Source organism: Nocardioides mangrovicus (assembly GCF_003674065.1).
Classification (GTDB): Bacteria; Actinomycetota; Actinomycetes; order Propionibacteriales; family Nocardioidaceae; genus Marmoricola; species Marmoricola mangrovicus.
In genome coordinates this window covers 53,035-71,022 of sequence record NZ_RDBE01000001.1, presented here as the reverse complement: position 1 = coordinate 71,022, position 17,988 = coordinate 53,035, and the positions used below count along the sequence as shown (strand labels likewise).

General features: G+C 72.9%; 16 protein-coding genes. 4 read left to right on the top strand and 12 right to left on the bottom strand.

All coding sequences use genetic code 11. From position 1 onward, the window contains the following. Nucleotides 1–39: 39 nt before the first annotated feature. Nucleotides 40–1,107, top strand: coding sequence for a carbohydrate kinase family protein (locus D9V37_RS00300; RefSeq protein ID WP_121804154.1), 1,068 nt, complete (start codon nt 40–42; stop codon nt 1,105–1,107). A gap of 16 nt (nt 1,108–1,123) precedes the next feature. Here the strand turns inward: D9V37_RS00300 and D9V37_RS00295 are convergent, their stop codons facing one another. After that, nucleotides 1,124–2,173 (bottom strand): LacI family DNA-binding transcriptional regulator, encoded by a 1,050-nt coding sequence (locus D9V37_RS00295; protein WP_121804153.1) that lies wholly within the window; start codon nt 2,171–2,173, stop codon nt 1,124–1,126. A gap of 88 nt (nt 2,174–2,261) precedes the next feature. Between D9V37_RS00295 and radA the strand changes: the two genes are divergently transcribed. Then, on the top strand, nt 2,262–3,770 hold the full coding sequence (gene radA, locus D9V37_RS00290) for a DNA repair protein RadA (protein WP_121804152.1): 1,509 nt from the start codon (nt 2,262–2,264) through the stop codon (nt 3,768–3,770). Nucleotides 3,771–3,835: 65 nt separating this feature from the next. Then, on the top strand, nt 3,836–4,915 hold the full coding sequence (gene disA / locus D9V37_RS00285; RefSeq protein WP_232524658.1) for a DNA integrity scanning diadenylate cyclase DisA: 1,080 nt from the start codon (nt 3,836–3,838) through the stop codon (nt 4,913–4,915). Nucleotides 4,916–4,988: 73 nt separating this feature from the next. On the opposite strand, the gene D9V37_RS00280 is transcribed toward disA, so the two are convergent. Next, nucleotides 4,989–5,753 carry a hypothetical protein gene (locus D9V37_RS00280; RefSeq protein WP_147455825.1) on the bottom strand — a complete coding sequence of 255 codons (765 nt, stop codon included), beginning with the start codon at nt 5,751–5,753 and terminating at the stop codon, nt 4,989–4,991. Between the two features lie 50 nt (nt 5,754–5,803). Between D9V37_RS00280 and D9V37_RS00275 the strand changes: the two genes are divergently transcribed. Then, nucleotides 5,804–6,673 carry an HhH-GPD family protein gene (locus D9V37_RS00275; protein WP_121804150.1) on the top strand — a complete coding sequence of 290 codons (870 nt, stop codon included), beginning with the start codon at nt 5,804–5,806 and terminating at the stop codon, nt 6,671–6,673. Between the two features lie 93 nt (nt 6,674–6,766). Here the strand turns inward: D9V37_RS00275 and D9V37_RS00270 are convergent, their stop codons facing one another. From D9V37_RS00270 to D9V37_RS00225, 10 genes are all read right to left on the bottom strand, one after another. Continuing rightward, nucleotides 6,767–9,343 carry an ATP-dependent Clp protease ATP-binding subunit gene (locus tag D9V37_RS00270; protein ID WP_232524657.1) on the bottom strand — a complete coding sequence of 859 codons (2,577 nt, stop codon included), beginning with the start codon at nt 9,341–9,343 and terminating at the stop codon, nt 6,767–6,769. Between the two features lie 111 nt (nt 9,344–9,454). Next, the gene (locus D9V37_RS00265) at nt 9,455–10,096 is read right to left on the bottom strand and encodes a response regulator (RefSeq protein WP_121804149.1); all 642 of its coding nucleotides are present in this window, start codon (nt 10,094–10,096) and stop codon (nt 9,455–9,457) included. Continuing rightward, nucleotides 10,093–11,268 (bottom strand): sensor histidine kinase, encoded by a 1,176-nt coding sequence (locus tag D9V37_RS00260; RefSeq protein ID WP_121804148.1) that lies wholly within the window; start codon nt 11,266–11,268, stop codon nt 10,093–10,095. Before D9V37_RS00260 ends, D9V37_RS00265 begins: the two co-directional genes overlap by 4 nt. A gap of 94 nt (nt 11,269–11,362) precedes the next feature. Next, on the bottom strand, nt 11,363–11,698 hold the full coding sequence (locus tag D9V37_RS00255; protein ID WP_121804147.1) for a histone-like nucleoid-structuring protein Lsr2: 336 nt from the start codon (nt 11,696–11,698) through the stop codon (nt 11,363–11,365). A gap of 96 nt (nt 11,699–11,794) precedes the next feature. Then, the gene (gene lysS / locus D9V37_RS00250) at nt 11,795–13,291 is read right to left on the bottom strand and encodes a lysine--tRNA ligase (RefSeq protein WP_121804146.1); all 1,497 of its coding nucleotides are present in this window, start codon (nt 13,289–13,291) and stop codon (nt 11,795–11,797) included. 295 nt (nt 13,292–13,586) lie between these two features. After that, nucleotides 13,587–14,354, bottom strand: coding sequence for a type III pantothenate kinase (locus D9V37_RS00245; protein ID WP_121804145.1), 768 nt, complete (start codon nt 14,352–14,354; stop codon nt 13,587–13,589). Between the two features lie 7 nt (nt 14,355–14,361). Beyond that, nucleotides 14,362–15,174, bottom strand: coding sequence for a pantoate--beta-alanine ligase (panC, locus tag D9V37_RS00240; RefSeq protein ID WP_121804144.1), 813 nt, complete (start codon nt 15,172–15,174; stop codon nt 14,362–14,364). Beyond that, nucleotides 15,171–16,046, bottom strand: coding sequence for a Rossmann-like and DUF2520 domain-containing protein (locus tag D9V37_RS00235; RefSeq protein ID WP_121804143.1), 876 nt, complete (start codon nt 16,044–16,046; stop codon nt 15,171–15,173). Before D9V37_RS00235 ends, panC begins: the two co-directional genes overlap by 4 nt. Nucleotides 16,047–16,107: 61 nt before the next feature. Beyond that, a complete protein-coding gene (locus D9V37_RS00230; RefSeq protein ID WP_121804142.1) occupies nt 16,108–17,496 on the bottom strand; it encodes a PH domain-containing protein in 1,389 nt (462 codons plus the stop codon). Next, nucleotides 17,493–17,984, bottom strand: coding sequence for a PH domain-containing protein (locus D9V37_RS00225; RefSeq protein WP_232524656.1), 492 nt, complete (start codon nt 17,982–17,984; stop codon nt 17,493–17,495). Before D9V37_RS00225 ends, D9V37_RS00230 begins: the two co-directional genes overlap by 4 nt. Between the last annotated feature and the right edge of the window lie 4 nt (nt 17,985–17,988).

Genomic DNA, 17,988 nt, shown 5'->3' with positions numbered 1-17,988 from the left:
GGACTACCCGGGCGGCCGGCTCCACCTAGGCTCGACGCCATGACCGACGACGCGGACTTCGACGTCTTCTTGTCCGGCATGGTCTTCCTCGACATCATCTTCACCGGGCTGGCCACGCCGCCGACGCCGGGCAAGGAGGTGTGGGCCACCGGCATGGGGTCGTGCCCGGGCGGGATCGCGAACCTGGCCACGGCCGCCAGCCGGCTCGGGCTGCGGACCTCGCTGGCCGCGGCCTTCAGCGACGACGCGTACGGGGAGTTCTGCTGGTCGACGCTGGCCGACCAGGAGGGCATCGACCTCATCCGCTCTCGCCGCTTCGAGCACTGGCACTCACCGGTCACGGTCTCCATCGCCACGGGCGGCGACCGCAGCATGGTCACCCACGGCCACGCGGCGCCGATGAGCGGCGCCGAGCTGATCGGCCGTCCGCCGCGCAGCCGGGCCGTGGTCACCGACCTGGAGACCGACCCCGAGCGCGCGGGCACCACGCCGGAGTGGGTCCGGCTCGCGCGCGACGACGGCGCGCTGGTCTTCGCCGACGTCGGCTGGGACGACACCGGCGTCTGGTCCGAGGCGACGCTGGGCGAGCTCGCGGACTGCGACGCGTTCTTGCCCAACGCCACCGAGGCGATGGCCTACACGCGCACCGACACCGCCCGCGACGCGCTCTACGCGCTCGCCGACCTCGTGCCGCTGGCCGTGGTCACGGCGGGCACCAACGGCGCCATGGCCATCGACTCCACCACCGGCGAGGAGGCCCAGGTCCCGGCGCTGCGCGTGCAGGCGATCGACGCCACCGGCGCCGGCGACGTCTTCGCCACCGGCCTGGTGCTGGGCACCCTGGAGGGCTGGCCGCTCGAGCAGCGGCTGGCGTTCGCCTCGCTGTGCTCGGCGCTGGCCGTCGAGCAGTTCGGCGGCTCGCTGGCCGCGCCTGGGCTGGGCGACGTCCTGGACTGGTGGGCGGCGACGAAGGCCGCCACCGACACCGGCTCCTACACCGCCTCGCTGCGCCGGCGCTACGGGTTCCTCGACGACCTGCACCCCGACGCACCCGTACGCCACCGGCGGCGCGCGGCGGCCACTATCGCCCGCCTCTCGGACCTGTGAGGAAGCGTGCGGTCGCCTAGTCGGGTCGCTGGGAGGACGTGCGCACCACCAGGCTCGGGGTGAGCACCAGGCCCCGCTCGGGCGCGGGTGCTCCGGCCAGCGTCGCGCGCAGCAGGCCCACCACCTCGACCGCGACCTGCTCCAGCGGCTGGCGCACGGAGGAGAGGCCGGTGACCTGGGCGGCGAGGGAGTCGTCGAAGCCGACGACGGCGGCGTCGACACCCGAGCGCATGCCGCGCTCGACGAACGCGCGCAGCACGCCCATGCCCTGGGTGTCGCTGGCGCAGACGAAGGCGACCACGCGGCGGTCGAGCAGCTCGTGGGCGGCCAGGCGCGCGGCGTCGAGGTTGTCGGTGATCCGGAGGCCGAGGCCGCTGGTGTCCAGGCCAGCGCGGTTCATCGCGGCCTTCCACCCCGTCCGCCGGTCCTCGCCGATACGGGAGGACTTCTCCCACCCCAGCCAGGCCACGCGGTCGTAGCCCTGCTCGAGCAGGTGCTGGGTGGCCAGCCGCGTGCCGGCCGAGCCGTCGACGTCGACCCACGCGTGGCTCGCGTGCGGGTCGTCCCAGGGGCGGCCGAAGGCCACGAACGGCGCCTCGCGCTCCTGCAGCCAGGCCGCCTGCGGCGTGCCGGAGTAGGTGTCGGTGATGACGAAGGCGTCGACGGCGGTGGAGCGCAGCAGGTCGTCGTAGCCGTCGAGCGGGTCGTCGGGGTCGCCGGAGAAGAGCAGCACGTGGTGGCCGGTCTGCCGGGTGGTCTCCACCAGGGTGTGGAGGAACCGGTCCATCAGCGCGTTGGTGGTGCCCTCCTGCGCCGGCTCGAACCGCAGCCCGATCAGGTGGGAGGACCCGCTGCGCAGCTGGCGCGCGGCGCGGTTGGGCGTGTAGCCGACGTCGGCGATCACCTGCAGCACCCGCTCGAGGGTGTCCGGACGCAGCAGCTCGGGGTTGTTCAGCGCGTTGGAGACGGTCTGGCGGGAGACCCCGGCGAGCTCGGCGACGGTGGTCAGCGTGGGGGGGCCTGCGGGCGATCCCGTGGGCAGGCCGGAGCGACCGGTCGTCGTCATCGCCCCACCTCCGATGTCTGGAACGTTCCAACACTATCGCGGGGAGTGTCTGGCCACACCTGTCGGAGCGCTGCTCTAGGTTGGCGACATGGCGAACACAGGTTCGAAGGTGAAGGCGAGCTTCCGCTGCGCCGAGTGCGGCTGGACCACCGGCAAGTGGGTCGGGCGCTGCGGGGAGTGCCAGGCCTGGGGCACCCTCGCGGAGGCCGGCGCGCCCGCCTCGCGCGTCCAGGCCGGCCCGGTCAGCGCACCTGCGCTGCCCATCGGCCGCGTGCCCGCCGAGGACTCCCACGCCCGCGCCAGCGGTGTGCCCGAGCTCGACCGCGTGCTCGGCGGCGGACTGGTGCCCGGCGCCGCCATCTTGCTGGCCGGCGAGCCCGGCGTCGGCAAGTCGACGCTGCTGCTGGAGGTCGCCGCGCAGACCGCGCGCACTGGCGCCCGGACCCTCTACGTCACCGGCGAGGAGTCGGCCTCGCAGGTCCGCATGCGCGCCGACCGCACCGGAGGAGTCCACGACGAGCTGTTCCTGGCCGCTGAGACCGACCTCGGGGCCGTGCTCGGGCACATCGAGGCCGTGCGCCCGACGCTGCTGGTCATCGACTCGGTGCAGACCGTCGCCGCTGCCGACGTCGACGGCGTCCCCGGTGGCGTCAGCCAGGTCAAGGAGGTGGCCGCGGCGCTGGTGCGGATGGCCAAGCTGCGCAACATCACCACCGTGCTGGTCGGTCACGTCACCAAGGACGGCACCATCGCCGGGCCCCGCGTGCTCGAGCACCTGGTCGACGTCGTGCTGCAGTTCGAGGGCGAGCGCAACTCCCGGCTGCGGCTGGTCCGGGCGGTCAAGAACCGCTTCGGCCCGGTCGACGAGGTGGGCTGCTTCGACCTCTCGGCCGAGGGCATCGTCGCCATCGCCGACCCCACCGGCCTGTTCATGGACCCCCACCACGGCGCCATCCCCGGCACCTGCGTCTCGGTGGCGATGGAGGGCCGCCGACCGCTGCTGGCCGAGGTCCAGGCCCTGGTGGCCACCAGTCCGGCTGAGCGGCCCCGCCGGACCACCTCGGGGGTCGACAACAACCGGCTGGCGATGATCCTGGCGGTCCTGCAGCAGCACGCCGGGATCCGGCTGCACTCCCAGGACGTCTTCGTCTCCACCGTGGGCGGGGCGCGGCTGGCCGGCAGCGCGAGCGACGCCGCCGTCGCACTCGCGGTCGCCTCGGCCCACGCCCACCACGCGCTGGGCACCGACGTCGTCGCGGTCGGCGAGCTCGGCCTGTCCGGGGAGCTGCGGCGCGTGCCCGACCTCTCCCAGCGCGTGGCCGAGGCCGCCCGGCTGGGCTTCCGCCACGCCCTGGTGCCCGGCCACGCGGGGCTGCCGGCGCGGTTCGGCGACCTGGTCGTGCACGAGGTCGGCCACGTCGGCGAGCTGATGGAGGTCTCCGGCATCAACGGCGAGATCCGTGAGCGCCGCGGCCGTTCCTCGCACGAGCCGGACGGCGAGCAGTCGCTGCGCGTGGTCGCCGGTCGGCCCCATCCCGGGGCGGGCACTGAGTCACGCTTCGATAACCGGCGGCCCGCTCGGTCGACTTCCCCGTAGACTCCTGCCACGGCGGGGGCTCGGGGGGATCCACATGAAGGCCGACCACGGGGAGTGGACGATCGGTGAGTGACCAGTCCCGCGACCTTGCACGCCTGCGTGCCACGCTGGCCGCCATTGCGCCGGGCACCGCGATGCGCGACGGCCTGGAACGCGTGCTCCGCGGCCGCACCGGCGCCCTCATCGTGCTCGGCGACGACCGCCAGGTGCAGGAGATCTCCACCGGAGGCTTCCTGCTCGACGTCCCCTTCACCGCCACGGGACTGCGTGAGCTGGCCAAGATGGACGGTGCGCTCGTGCTCGACCGCGACGCCAGCCGCATCATCCGCGCCGCCGTGCACCTGATGCCCGACTCCAGCATCCCGAGCGTCGAGACCGGCACCCGACACCGCACCGCCGACCGGGTCGCCCGCCAGACCGGCCACCCGGTGGTCTCGGTGTCGCAGTCGATGCAGATCATCGCCGTCTACGTCGGCGAAACGCGCTACGTGCTTGAGGACTCGGCCTCCATCCTCTCCCGCGCCAACCAGGCGCTGGCCACGCTCGAGCGCTACAAGACCCGTCTCGACGAGGTCTCCAGCACCCTCTCGGCCCTGGAGATCGAGGACCTGGTCACCGTCCGCGACGTCGCCGTGGTGGCCCAGCGGCTGGAGATGGTGGTCCGGATCGCGCGCGAGATCGACGACTACGTCCTCGAGCTCGGCAGCGACGGCCGGCTGCTCTCGCTGCAGCTGGAGGAGCTGGTCACCGGCGTGGAGTCCGACCGGGTGCTCGTCGTGCGCGACTACCGGCCGCGGCTGCGTCGGCGCCGCTCGACCGAGGACGTGCTCGAGGCGCTCGCCGCCCTTTCCCCCACCGAGCTGGTCGACGTCTCCGCCGTCGCCGCCGCGATGGGGCTGCCCTCCAGCGAGCCGCTGGACGCCTCGTTGAGCCCACGCGGCCACCGGCTGCTGGCCCGGGTGCCCCGCCTGCCCGGTCTGGTCGCTGACCGGCTGGTCGACCACTTCGGCTCGCTGCAGAAGCTGCTCTCGGCCACCGCCGAGGATTTGCAGCTCGTCGACGGCGTCGGCGAGCTGCGCGCCAACAGCATTCGCGAGGGCCTCTCCCGGCTGGCCGAGTCCAGCTTCCTCGACCGCTACGTCTGAGCTCGGGCTCGCGAGCGGCACGAGACGTCGGTGGAGGAGGTCGCTCCGCGACCGTCTCCACACCAGCCCCGGATTACCCCGGCGGGGTGGTGGTCGGGCCGGTCGGGCTCTTCTGCTGCTTGGGTTTGGCCGTCTTGGTGATGGTCGGTCGCGCCGGGGCCGTCACCTCGAACGAGGCCCGCTCGGGCTCGCCGCCGAGGCTGGCCGCGGTGATCGTGTAGCGGCCCGGGTCGACCCAGGCCTGGCCGGACGCGCAGCCGGTGGTGGAGCGTCGGCCGCCCCAGGTGAGCTGCACCTGCGTCGGCTGCTCGTCCGAGGGCCGCACGATGACGTCCTGGGTGGGCACCGCGCTCGAGCAGTCCTGCGTGGACCACAGCCGGGTCTGGCCCTTGCTGATGGCCACCACCATCGCGTTGGCCGAGACCTTCCAGGTGCACGCGCTGCTCGTGGTCGTGGTCAGGTTCATCGCCAGCGCGACGTCGCCGCCCCCGGTCACCGAGGTAACGGCGGGGGTCACGGTGATCTCGTCGTCGGAGCACGCCCCGGTGGGCACCGAGGTAGGAGCGGCCAGGGCGGTGGGCGTCGGAGTCGCCGAGGCCGAGCCGGCCGACGACGTCGAGCCGGGCGCGGCCGAGGGGGTCGGCGAGGTGGTCCCGGTGCTGACCGGCGGCGCGAGGTTCACGGTCGGGCTGGGTGAGGTGGTCGCCGAGACCGCGCGGGTGCCGTCGCCGTGGTCGACGAAGAGCCGACCCACCGCGAAGGCCAGCGCGAGGACGGTCACCAGCACCGCCGTACGCCGGGTCCAGTAGACCCGTGCGGGCAGGCGACCGGCAGGCATGCGCCCCACGCTAGGAAATCGCGGCGCGCGGGCTGGTTAGGCTCGCCGCGATGCCCGCCTCGCCCCTCCACGCACCGGTGCTGGACTGGTACGACCACCACGCGCGCGACCTGCCCTGGCGGCGGCCCGAGGCGACCCCGTGGGGCGTGCTGGTCAGTGAGCTGATGCTGCAGCAGACGCCGGTGGCGCGGGTGCTGCCGGTCTGGCAGGCCTGGTTGGAGCGGTGGCCGTCGCCGGCCGCGCTGGCCGCCGAGCCCGCGGGCGAGGCGGTCCGCGCCTGGGGCCGGCTGGGCTACCCGCGCCGCGCGCTGCGGCTGCACGCCGCCGCCACCGCCGTGCGCGACCAGCACGGCGGGCAGGTGCCGAGCGACTACGCGACCCTGCTGGCACTGCCCGGAGTAGGCGACTACACGGCGGCGGCCGTGGCCAGCTTCGCCTACGGCCGGCGCCACGCGGTGCTCGACACCAACGTGCGGCGGGTGCTCGCGCGCCTGGTGGGCGGCGTCGAGTGGCCGGCGCAGGCCGTCACCCGGGCCGAGCGCGACCGCGCCGAGGCGCTGCTGCCCGACGAACCCGCCACGGCGGCCACCTGGGCGGTGGCGGTGATGGAGCTGGGCGCGCTGGTGTGCACGGCCCGCGATCCGCGGTGCGAGGCGTGCCCGGTGGCCGACCGGTGCGTCTGGCTGGCCTCCGGCCGGCCCGCGTACGACGGCCCACCGCGCCGCGGTCAGGCCTGGGACGGCACCGACCGGCAGTGCCGCGGACGACTGATGGCGGTGCTGCGCGAGGCGCCCGGCAGCGTCGGGCAGGCCCAGCTGGACGCCGCCTGGCCCGACGCCGCGCAGCGGGAGCGCTGCCTGGCCTCGCTCATCGCCGACGGACTCGTGGTCAGGAGCGACGACCGGTTCGCCCTACCCTGAGCCCTGCCCTGCCCTGAGCTGGGCCCTGAACTGCCCAGAACGTCATACGAGGTGGTCGCCGTAGCAACCACCTCGTATGACGTCGTGCGGGTCTCAGTCCGCGGTGCCGCCCTCGGCTCGCGGCAGGTCCGTGGGGCCCTCCGCGTCGCGACCGTCGTCGAGGTCGACGGGGTCGATGGCGCCGGCGGGCTCCAGCGGCGGGGTGTCGGGCACCTCGCTGCGCTGCTCGCCCTTGAAGGTGAACTTCGCCTCCGGACCCTCGCCCTCGACGCCGACCAGCACGATCTGGCCGGGGCCGACCTCGCCGTAGAGCATCTTCTCGGCCAGCACGTCCTCGATCTCGCGCTGCACGGTGCGCCGCAGCGGGCGAGCACCGAGCACCGGGTCGAAGCCGCGGACCGCGAGCAGCTCCTTGGCCGCGGTGGTGAGCTCGATGGACATGTCGCGGTCCTTCATGCGCAGCTCGACCGAGCCGATCATGTTGTCGACCATCTTGATGATCTGCTCCTGCGAGAGCGGCGGGAACACGATCATCTCGTCCACACGGTTGAGGAACTCGGGCCGGAAGTGCTGCTTGAGCTCCTCGTTGACCTTCGCCTTCATCCGCTCGTAGGAGCCCGCGGCGTCGCCGACCTGCGCGAACCCGAGGTTCACGCCCTTGGCGATGTCACGCGTACCGAGGTTGGTGGTCATGATGATGACGGTGTTCTTGAAGTCGACCACCCGACCCTGGGAGTCGGTGAGCCGACCCTCCTCCAGGATCTGCAGGAGCGAGTTGAAGATGTCCGGGTGGGCCTTCTCCACCTCGTCGAACAGCACGACGGAGAACGGCTTGCGGCGCACCTTCTCGGTCAGCTGGCCGCCCTCCTCGTAGCCGACGTAGCCAGGAGGCGAGCCGAACAGCCGCGAGACGGTGTGCTTCTCGGAGAACTCGCTCATGTCGAGCTGGATCAGCGCGCTCTCGTCGCCGAAGAGGAACTCCGCCAGCGTCTTGGACAGCCACGTCTTACCGACACCCGAGGGGCCGGCGAAGATGAACGAGCCACCGGGGCGCTTGGGGTCCTTCAGGCCCGCCCGCGTACGACGGATCGCTCGCGAGAGCGCCTTGACGGCCTCGTCCTGGCCGATGACGCGCTTGTGGAGCTCGTCCTCCATCTGCAGCAGCCGGGTGGACTCCTTCTCGCTCAGCTTCACGATCGGGATGCCCGTGGCCACCGCCAGCACCTCGGCGATGAGCTCGTCGTCGACCTCGGCGACGGCGTCCATGTCACCGGCGCGCCACTGCTTCTCACGCTCGGCCTTGGCCAAGATGAGCTGCTTCTCCTCATCGCGCAGGCGAGCGGCGGCCTCGAAGTCCTGGCCGTCGATGGCGCCCTCCTTGCGGCGGCGGACGTCGGCGATCTTCTCGTCGAACTCGCGCAGGTCCGGCGGTGCGGTCATACGACGGATCCGCAGCCGCGAGCCGGCCTCGTCGACCAGGTCGATGGCCTTGTCGGGCAGGTAGCGGTCGGAGATGTAGCGGTCGGACATGGTGGCCGCGGCGACCAGGGCCTCGTCGGTGATGGTGACCCGGTGGTGCGCCTCGTAGCGGTCGCGCAGGCCCTTGAGCATCTCGATGGTGTGCGCGATCGAGGGCTCCTGCACCTGGATGGGCTGGAAGCGGCGCTCGAGGGCGGCGTCCTTCTCGACGTACTTGCGGTACTCGTCGAGGGTGGTGGCGCCGATGGTCTGGAGCTCACCGCGAGCCAGCATCGGCTTGAGGATGCTGGCGGCGTCGATGGCGCCCTCGGCCGCGCCGGCGCCGACGAGGGTGTGGATCTCGTCGATGAACAGCACGATGTCGCCGCGGGTGCGGATCTCCTTGAGGACCTTCTTCAGCCGCTCCTCGAAGTCACCGCGGTAGCGCGAGCCGGCCACCAGGGCGCCGAGGTCGAGGGTGTAGATCTGCTTGTCCTTGAGCGTCTCGGGGACGTCGCCCCGGACGATGTCCTGGGCCAGCCCCTCCACGATCGTGGTCTTGCCGACGCCGGGCTCACCGATCAGCACCGGGTTGTTCTTCGTGCGCCGCGAGAGGATCTGCATGACCCGCTCGATCTCCTTCTCGCGCCCGATGACCGGGTCGAGCTTGCCCTCCTTGGCGGCCTGGGTGAGGTTGCGGCCGAACTGGTCGAGCACCAGCGAGGACGACGGCGCGGCCTCGGGCGCCGTGCCCGCGGTCTGCGTCTCCTTGCCCTGGTAGCCCGACAGCAGCTGGATGACCTGTTGGCGGACCCGGTTGAGATCGGCGCCGAGCTTCTGCAGCACCTGGGCGGCGACGCCCTCGCCCTCGCGGATCAGGCCGAGAAGGATGTGCTCGGTGCCGATGTAGTTGTGGCCCAGCTGCAGCGCCTCGCGCAGCGAGAGCTCGAGCACCTTCTTGGCGCGCGGAGTGAAGGGGATGTGGCCGCTGGGGGCCTGCTGGCCCTGGCCGATGATCTCCTCGACCTGGGCGCGCACCGCCTCCAGGGAGATCGACAGGCTCTCCAGGGCCTTGGCGGCGATCCCGTCGCCCTCGTGGATGAGACCGAGCAGGATGTGCTCGGTGCCGATGTAGTTGTGGGAGAGCATGCGGGCCTCTTCCTGGGCCAGCACGACCACCCGACGCGCCCGGTCGGTGAACCGCTCGAACATGGGCATCGCTCCTCAGAAGTTCTCGGCGTCGACGTGAACGTCAGCGTCCACGAGTGACAACGCTGGTTCTCAGTCTAGGTGTTCCCCGGTCCCCGCCGGCCGACTTCGCGCTCAGCGAACACCGGGAGTGACCAGGCCCCGCTCGTAGCAGAAGACCACCGCCTGCACCCGGTCGCGCAGGCCGAGCTTGCGCAGCACCTCGCTGACGTGGGACTTCACCGTCTCGGCCCCCACCACGAGCGACGCGGCGATCTCGGCGTTGGACCAGCCCTGGCCGAGCAGGAGCAGCACCTCGGTCTCCCGCGGGGTCAGCCGCAGGACCTCCTCGCCCGCGGCCCGCTGGACCCCGAAGTCCTCCACCAGCCGGCGGGTGACCCCCGGGCCGAGCAGCATCGACCCCTCGCCGACCAGCCGCACCGCCTCGACCAGCCGCTCGGCGGTGACGTCCTTGAGCAGGAAGCCGCTGGCCCCGGCGCGGATCGCGTCGAAGACGTACTCGTCGAGGCCGAAGGTGGTCAGGATCAGCACCCGGGTGTCACCGGACGCCGTGATCCGCCGGGTGGCCTCGATGCCGTCCATCACCGGCATCCGGACGTCGACCAGCGCCACCTCCGGCTCGGCCACCGCCACCTGCTCCACCAGCTCGCGGCCGTTCGCGGCCTTGCCCACCACCCACAGGTCGGGCTGGGCCTCGAGCAGGGCCGCGAACCCGTCGCGGATGACGGGCTGGTCGTCGGCCACCACGACCTTCACGGCAGCCGCACCTCCACCACGACGTCGCCGCCCCGCGGCTCGACGACCAGCGTGCCGCCCAGCGCCGCCACCCGCTCGCGCATCCCGGTCAGCCCGCGACCGGGCACCACCGCGTCCACCCCGTCGGCGCGGTTGGTCACCCGGAGCAGCAGCTCGCCGTCGAGCCTGGCCGTGATCGCGACGGCCGATCCCGGCGCGTGCCGCCGGGCGTTGGTGAGCGCCTCCTGCACGACGCGGTAGGCGACGTACCCCCGGGTGGCGTCCAGCGCCGCCAGCGCCTCGGCACCGTCGAGGTCGACCGGTCCCACCTCGGCCGCCCTCGCGACCAGCTGCGCGACGTCGGCCCCCGAGGGCTGCGGAGCCAGGCCGTCCGCCTCCTCCCCGCGCCGCAGCACCCCCAGCACACCGCGCAGCTCGTCGAGCGCCTGCCGGGAGTGGTCGGCGATGTCGGCGAGCGCCACCCGTGCCTCGGGCTGCAGGCTCGGCACGGTGTACGGCGCGGTCTCGGCCCGGACCGCGATCAGCGACACGTGGTGGGCGACGACGTCGTGCAGGTCGCGGGCCAGCCGGGAGCGTTCGGACAAGGTCGCCGCCTGCTCGGCCACCTCAGCGTGCGAGGCGACGTAGCGGCGCAGCATCTCGGCCGCCACCAGCACCAGCGCCACGAGCACGCCGTAGAGCCCGATCACCACCAGCCGGCCACCGGTGCCTGCGCCGCCGAAATGGAGGTAGATCTGGTTGCGGTCGGGCATCGTCATCGTCACCTTGGCGAGCAGGGTGAGCGGGAAGAGCATCGAGACGACGCCCATGGCCACCCCCTCCTGCCGGGAGCGGGGCATCGTCAGCACCGCCACCACGAGCAAGCCGGCGAACGAGGTGAACGACCACACCGAGAAGGCCCAGACGAGCCACACGGGAAGCAGCAGCCCCACCGCGAACGCCGTCCTCGGCGCGCGCAGGGCCATAAGAGGAACGGCCGCGGTCACCACGGCGGCGATGAGGCAGAAGAATGCCGGCGCATCGCTGGACTGGTAGACGTACATGCCCGAGCCGTCGGGGTAGACCCGGAGCAGCCCGGTGCCCCAGACCGACCCCAGGCCCAGCAGCAGCAGGAAGACGGCGCCACCCCCGGCGACGTACTGGTAGGTGCGCGAGCGAGCAGGATCGATCACGGCCCCAGCCTGATGCCGACCCCGGACACGACGACACCCCCGCGCCGGGGATCCTGCTCCCCCGGCCGGGGGTGTGCGACGAGGAGTCGGGCGCTCAGTGAGCCGACGCGTAGGCGTCGCGGACCTCCGAGGAGATCCGGCCGCGCTCGGAGACCTCGTAGCCCTGGGCGCGCGCCCACTCGCGGATCTCGCCGGCGTCGCCGGCCGAGGTGCGCGCCGCCGCCGCACTGCGACGTCCGCCCCCCGCCCGCTTGCTGCCCGCGCTGCGGGCGTGGCCCACGTAGAGCGCCAGTGCATCGCGTAGGGCATCGGCGTTCTTGGTGTTGAGGTCGATCAGGTAGTCCTTGCCGTCCAGGGCGAAGGCGACGGTCTCGTCGGCCTCGGAGGCGTCGATATCGTCGACGAGGACGATGTTGACCTTCTGCGCCATGCTATTTCCCTCCCACAAGTCACACTATTCGGGCAGAAATAAAAGTAGCGCACTTTCGTCGGTCGCGGAAACCGACGGCGCGATGTGCGAGGTCGGCTATTCGGGTCGCAGCAACGGAAAGAGGATCGTTTCGCGGATTCCGGCGCCGGTGAGCAGCATCACCAATCGGTCGACGCCCATTCCCATGCCACCGGCCGGCGGCATTCCGTACTCCATCGCCCGCAGGAAAACCTCGTCGAGCTCCATCGCCTCCGGATCGCCAGCGGCGGCCAGCAGGGACTGGGCCTCGAGCCGCTCGCGCTGGATCACGGGGTCGTTGAGCTCCGAATAGGCCGGGGCCAGCTCGACGCCGTTGATGATCAGGTCGAAGGCCTCGTTGAGACCCGGCGCCGAGCGGTGCGCCTTGGCCAGCGGTTTCACCGCGGCGGGGTAGTCGGTGACGAACGTGGGCTGGATCAGAGAATCCTCGACCAGCTGTTCGTAGAGCTCCACGATGATTTCGGGAGCGTCCCACTGCGGCTGCAGCGCGACGTCGTGTTTCTCGGCCAGCGCGGCCAGTTCCGCGGCCGGGGTTTGTGCATTCAGGGCGACCCCGGTCGCCTCGCCGACCAGGTCGAAGATCGGCGCCGTCCGCCACGGTGCCTCCAGGTCGATCTCGGTGCCGTCGCGGGCCGGCACGACGGTGCGCCCGACGGCGCGGGCGGCGTTGATGACCAGGTCGCGCAGCAGCTGCTTCATCGTGTCGTAGTCGCCGTAGGCCTGGTAGGCCTCGAGCATCGAGAACTCCGCGGAGTGCGTGGAGTCGATGCCCTCGTTGCGGAAGGTGCGCCCGATCTCATAAACCCGGTCGACGCCGCCGATCATCGCCTTCTTCAGGTCCAGCTCGAGTGCGATCCGTAGCAGCATCTGCTGGTCGAAGGCGTTGAGGTGCGTACGGAAGGGCCGAGCCGCCGCGCCGCCGTTGGTCAGCTGCAGCACCGGCGTCTCGACCTCGACGTAGCCCTGCGCGTCGAGGGTGGCGCGCAGCGAGCGCAGCACGGCGGCCTTCGTGCGCACCATCTGCCGCGCGTCGGGGCTGACGATCATGTCGACGTAGCGCAGCCGGACCCGCGCCTCGTCGGAGAGCGGCGTGTGCTCGTTGGGCAGGGGCCGCAGCGCCTTCGCCGCCATGGTCCACGCCGTCGCCTGCACCGAGAGCTCGCCGCGGCGGGAGGTGATGACCTCGCCGGTGACCGAGATCAGGTCGCCGATGTCGACCAGGGCCTTGTAGTCGGCCAGCCGCTCCTCACCGACGTCGGCCAGCGAGAGCATCACCTGCAGCTCGGTGCCGTCGCCCTCGCGCAGCCGGGCGAAGCAGAGCTTGCCGGTGTTGCGCTGGTGGATCACCCGGCCCGCCACCGAGACGACCTCGCCGGTGCGGGTGTCAGGTTCGAGGCCGGAGTCGTCGTAGCTCGCGCGGACCTCGCTGAGCGTGTGCGTCCGCGGGACGTTCAGGGGGTAGGCCGCCTCGCCGGCGTCGATCAGCCGCTGCCGCTTCTCGCGACGCACGCCGATCTGCTCGGGGAGGTCGGGTGCGGGCTGGTCGTCACTCATGGGTCGAGGGTAGAGAGCGGATGCGGGCCTCGCTGCGCCTGGGCTCGCGTCCCCCGCTTCAGACCAACCCGCTCCTCCCGCCGGTCCGCCGGCTTCTCGCGCGCTCCTGCGGTCCCGTCCCCCCGCTTCAGACCAACCCCCTCCTACCGCCCGCCCGCTGCCACCTCACGCGCCGCGTCGGTCTCGCCGAGACGTTGCGTCTCGAGGCGCCGGGAAGCGCGCTTCGCGCGGGAGCCGACCAGTAGGGAAGCGACGTGTCGGCTTCGCTCGCAGGGCTCGCTCAGCCGACTCCTGCTCAGCCGGCGTTCTTCGCGAAGACCAATCCCAGACCGAGCAGGGTGAGGAAGGGCTCGTGGTCGGTGAAGCTGCGGCACTCCTCGACCACGACCGGGGCCAGGCCGCCGGTGGCGATGACGTTGACCGACGCTGGATCCAGGGCGAGCTCGGACACCATCCGGTCGACGATGCCCTCGACCTGGCCGGCGAAGCCGAAGACCATGCCGGACTGCAGCGCCTCCACCGTGTTCTTGGCGACGACCGAGCGCGGGCGCAGCAGCTCGACCTTGCGCAGCTGAGCGCCGCGGACGCCCAGGGCCTCGAGGGAGATGTCGATGCCGGGGGCGATCGCGCCGCCGACGTACTCGCCCTTGGCGCTGACGACGTCGAAGGTGGTGGCGGTGCCGAAGTCGACGACGATGCACGGGCCGTCGTAGAGGGTGGCGGCGGCGAGCGCGTTGACGATGCGGTCGGCGCCGACCTCCTTGGGGTTGTCCATGTGCACCGGCACGCCGGTGCGGGTGCCCGGCTCCACGATGACGGCAGTGACGTCGGCGAAGTGGCGCGCGAGCATGTCGCGCCACTCGTGCAGCACCGCCGGCACGGTGGCGCAGACGGCGATGCCGTCGGGGCGGGCGCCGTCGAGGAGCCCGCGCAGCAGCACCGCCCACTCATCAGCCGTGCGGCGGGTCTCGGTCGACACGCGCCACGACGCCTGCACCTGGTCGCCGTCGAGGAGACCCAGGGAGGTATGGGAGTTGCCGATGTCCGCGCAGAGCAGCGTCATCGCAGGCTCATCGCAGCGACAGCGCGAGGTTGTCGATGAGACGGGTTCCCCCGACGCGAGCCGCGACGAGCAGCCGCGCCTCGCCGGCCTCGGGGGCGGGCCCGAGGTGGGGGTCGGTGAGTGCGAGGTAGTCGACATCGATGCCGTCCAGCTCGGCCCGGGCGGCGGCGAGCGCGGCCTGCGCCCCCTCGCCCTGGTGGTCGCGGGCCGCGAAGAGCGAGCGCGACAGCGCCAGGGCCGCTGCGCGCGCCTCGACGTCGAGGAAGCGGTTGCGGGAGGACAGCGCCAGCCCGTCGGTCTCCCGTATCGTCGGGACGCCGACGACGTCGACGCCCAGGCAGAGGTCGGCCGCCATCCGGCGCACCAGCACCAGCTGCTGGTAGTCCTTCTCGCCGAAGTAGGCGCGGCTGGGCCGCGTCAGCCCGAACAGCTTGGCCACCACGGTGAGCACGCCGGCGAAGTGGGTCGGGCGCGACGCGCCCTCCAGCACGGCACCGAGCGGTCCCGGGTGCACGGTCACCTGCGGGAGGCCGCCGGGGTAGACCTCGTCGGCCGACGGCGCGAACACAACGTCGGCACCGGCCGCGGCGGCCAGCTCGACGTCGGCGTCGAGGGTGCGGGGATAGCGGTCGAGGTCCTCACCGGGCGCGAACTGCGTGGGGTTGACGAAGACCGAGACCACGACCTGCCCGCTGGCGGCGGCCGCGGCGCGCACCAGCTGGGCGTGCCCCTCGTGGAGCGCGCCCATGGTGGGCACGAGGCCGACGTCGTCCTTGACCGCCGCGACGAGCTCGTCGCGGGTGGACGCCAGCAGCGTCACGGGACGAGTTCTTCGGCCCGGTCGAGGAGGGCCATCAGGGACGCCCGCCGGATCGGCAGGAGCCGGCCGTCGACGACGGCGCGGTCGGCCGTGGCCCGGGCCAGGGCGACGTAGCTGGGCAGCGTGGCCGGCGCGTAGGTGGCCAGGTGCTCGAGGTGGGCGGCGACCGTCTGCACGTCACCGCGCACGATCGGGCCGGTCAGGGCGGCGTCGCCGCTGTCGAGGGCGTTGTCCAGCGCGGCCGTCAGCAGCGGGCGCAGGGTGGCGGCCGGGTCGTCCGCGCCGGCTGCCCCGAGGATCTCCATCGCCTCGGCCACCAGCGTGACCAGGTGGTTGGCGCCGTGGGCGAGCCCCGCGTGGTAGAGCGCGCGCTTGTCCTCGGGGACCAGCATCGGCACGCCGCCGAGGTCGGCCACCAGCGACTCGGCCAGCTCGCGCGCCGGTCGTTCGGCGGTGAGGCCGAAGACGCAGCCGGCCAGGCGCGGCAGGTCGACCTCGGTACCGGTGAAGGTCATGGCCGGGTGCATCGCGGCCACCAGCGCGCCCACGCGCCGCGCAGGCTCGAGCACCGCCAGGCCGTGGCGCCCGGAGGTGTGCACGACGACCTGGCCCGGCCGCAGCGCGCCGGCGTCGGCGAGGGTGGTGACGACGTTGCCGAGCATGTCGTCGGGCACGGTGAGCAGCAGCAGGTCGCAAGCACGGGCGACAGCGGTCGGCTTGCGACGCGGCACGCCCGGCAGCAGTGCGGCCATGCGGTCGCGCGAGGCGGTGGACTCACCGGCGGCGGCGACGATCTCGTGGCCGCGCACGCGGAGCGCCGCAGCCAGTACGGCGCCGACTCGGCCGGCGCCGACAACCCCGATACGGGTCATCTCGCATGTCCCCTTCGTTCCAGTCCCGGGCGGGTACCAGACGTCCTTGACGAGATCGAGGTTACGCGGGTGTGACGGGACCGGACACCGGTCCGGCGGTGGCCTGGGTCACATCGGCGCTCGGGTCCGTGACGCGGCCGCGCGGCATCCGCGCCTCGCGGGCCCGCTCGACGCCGGTGACCACCAGCTGCCGCGCGTCGGCGGGATCGCGGTAGTGCGCGCGGGCGTCGACCAGTCCGACCGGGGAGTCGGCGTGCACGGTCGCGACCCGCAGCAGCCGGGCCAGCGGACCCTGGTGGACCCGGAAGGACTGGACGCGGGCCAGCGGCACGACGTCGGTGCGGCGGCCGAACCAGCCGGTGCGGGCCACCACGAGCCGCTCGTCCATCCCGAAGCGCAGCCAGGTGGCGCCGGCGGGGCTGAACCAGTGCGCCCGGCCGGGGGGCTTGGTGACGACGACGGCGGCGGGGTCGGCGCCGAGCAGGTCGGCGGCCAGGCGCCACACCAGCTCGCGCGGCGCGACCGGCACGGCCACGCCGTCGCTGCCGTCCTCGCGGCCGTCCTTGATGCCGCCGCCGGCGATGGACAGGTCGAGCCGGGCGAGCCCGAACGGCCGCTGCAGCACCGGCTCGGTGATGCGGATCCCCTGCAGCCGCCGGACGTCGAAGGTGCGGGTGCTGACGCTGACCATGCCGTGCCGCACCTGCACGCCGGTCGGCGTCGCCGAGACGCGCCAGCCCCACCAGCCCACAACCTTGCGGGCCAGCGACGCGGCCGCGCCGAGGAACGTCGCGAAGCCGACGCCGAAGGCGCCGAACGGCACGCCCAGGATCAGCAGCACGACCACCACCACGACCATCACCGCCAGGCCGAGGGCCTCCCCGCTGGCCGCCAGCCCGATGAGCTGCCAGCGCACGGGGACGTCGAGGATCGGCGTCGGCTCGGCCGTGGGGTGCGCGACCGCCTCGCCGCCCTCGGCGACGCGGGCGGCGCTGCCGTGGTCGAGCAGGATCCGTCGCACCTCGTGGGCCTCGGCGAGCGGGAGGTAGGCCAGCGACACCTCCGACTCGGTGGTGCCGGTCTCGATCTTGAGCTCGGCCAGCCCGAGCAGCCGGGCGACGAACGGCTGGTTCACGCCGACCTCGAGCACCCGGTCCAGGCGCACCCGGCGCGAGCGGCGGCTGAGCACGCCGGTATCGATGCGCAGCTCGTCGGCGGTGATCCGGAAGAACGTGCGGTACCAGGAGGCGAACCCGAAGACGGCGCCGGCGACGACCACGGCCACCACCGCGATCGCCAGGCCGACGAGCTTGCCCTCCTGGAGCACCTCGCGGCCGCCGGCGTAGGCCGCGACGACCAAGAAGATGCCCGAGCGCGCGATCGGGGTGAGCGGCGAGAGCCGGCGGAAGCCGACGTCGGGGGCCGGCTCGTGCGGGTCGGGCGTGCTCACAGCCCCGACTGCTCCGCCTCGCCCAGCTGGGTGAGCCGGTCGCGCAGCCGGGCGGCCTCATCGGGTGAGAGGCCGGGGATGCGGGCGTCGGTGGCCGGGGACGCGGTGTGCAGCTGCACGGCGGCAAGGTGGAAGAGCCGCTCGACCGGGCCGACGGTGACGTCGACGAGCTGCATCCGCCCGTAGGGCACCACCACCAGGCGGTGCAGCACGGCGCCACGGGTGATCCAGAGGTCCTCCGCGCGCTCGGCGTACCCCCAGTTGGCGGTGTAGCGGCCGGCCAGCCACCAGCCCCAGCCGGCCAGCAGCACGACGACCACCAGCGCCAGCCAGGTCCACGGTTGCAGCGCCGACCAGACCAGGCCCAGTACGACCAGGACCAGCACCAGCACCGCCGTCGCCGCCGCGAGCTGCACGCGCAGCATCCGGGCCAGGGCCGGCTGCACGCGGACCCAGGTCGCGTCGGGCGGGGCGAAGAGGTCGTCCACGTCG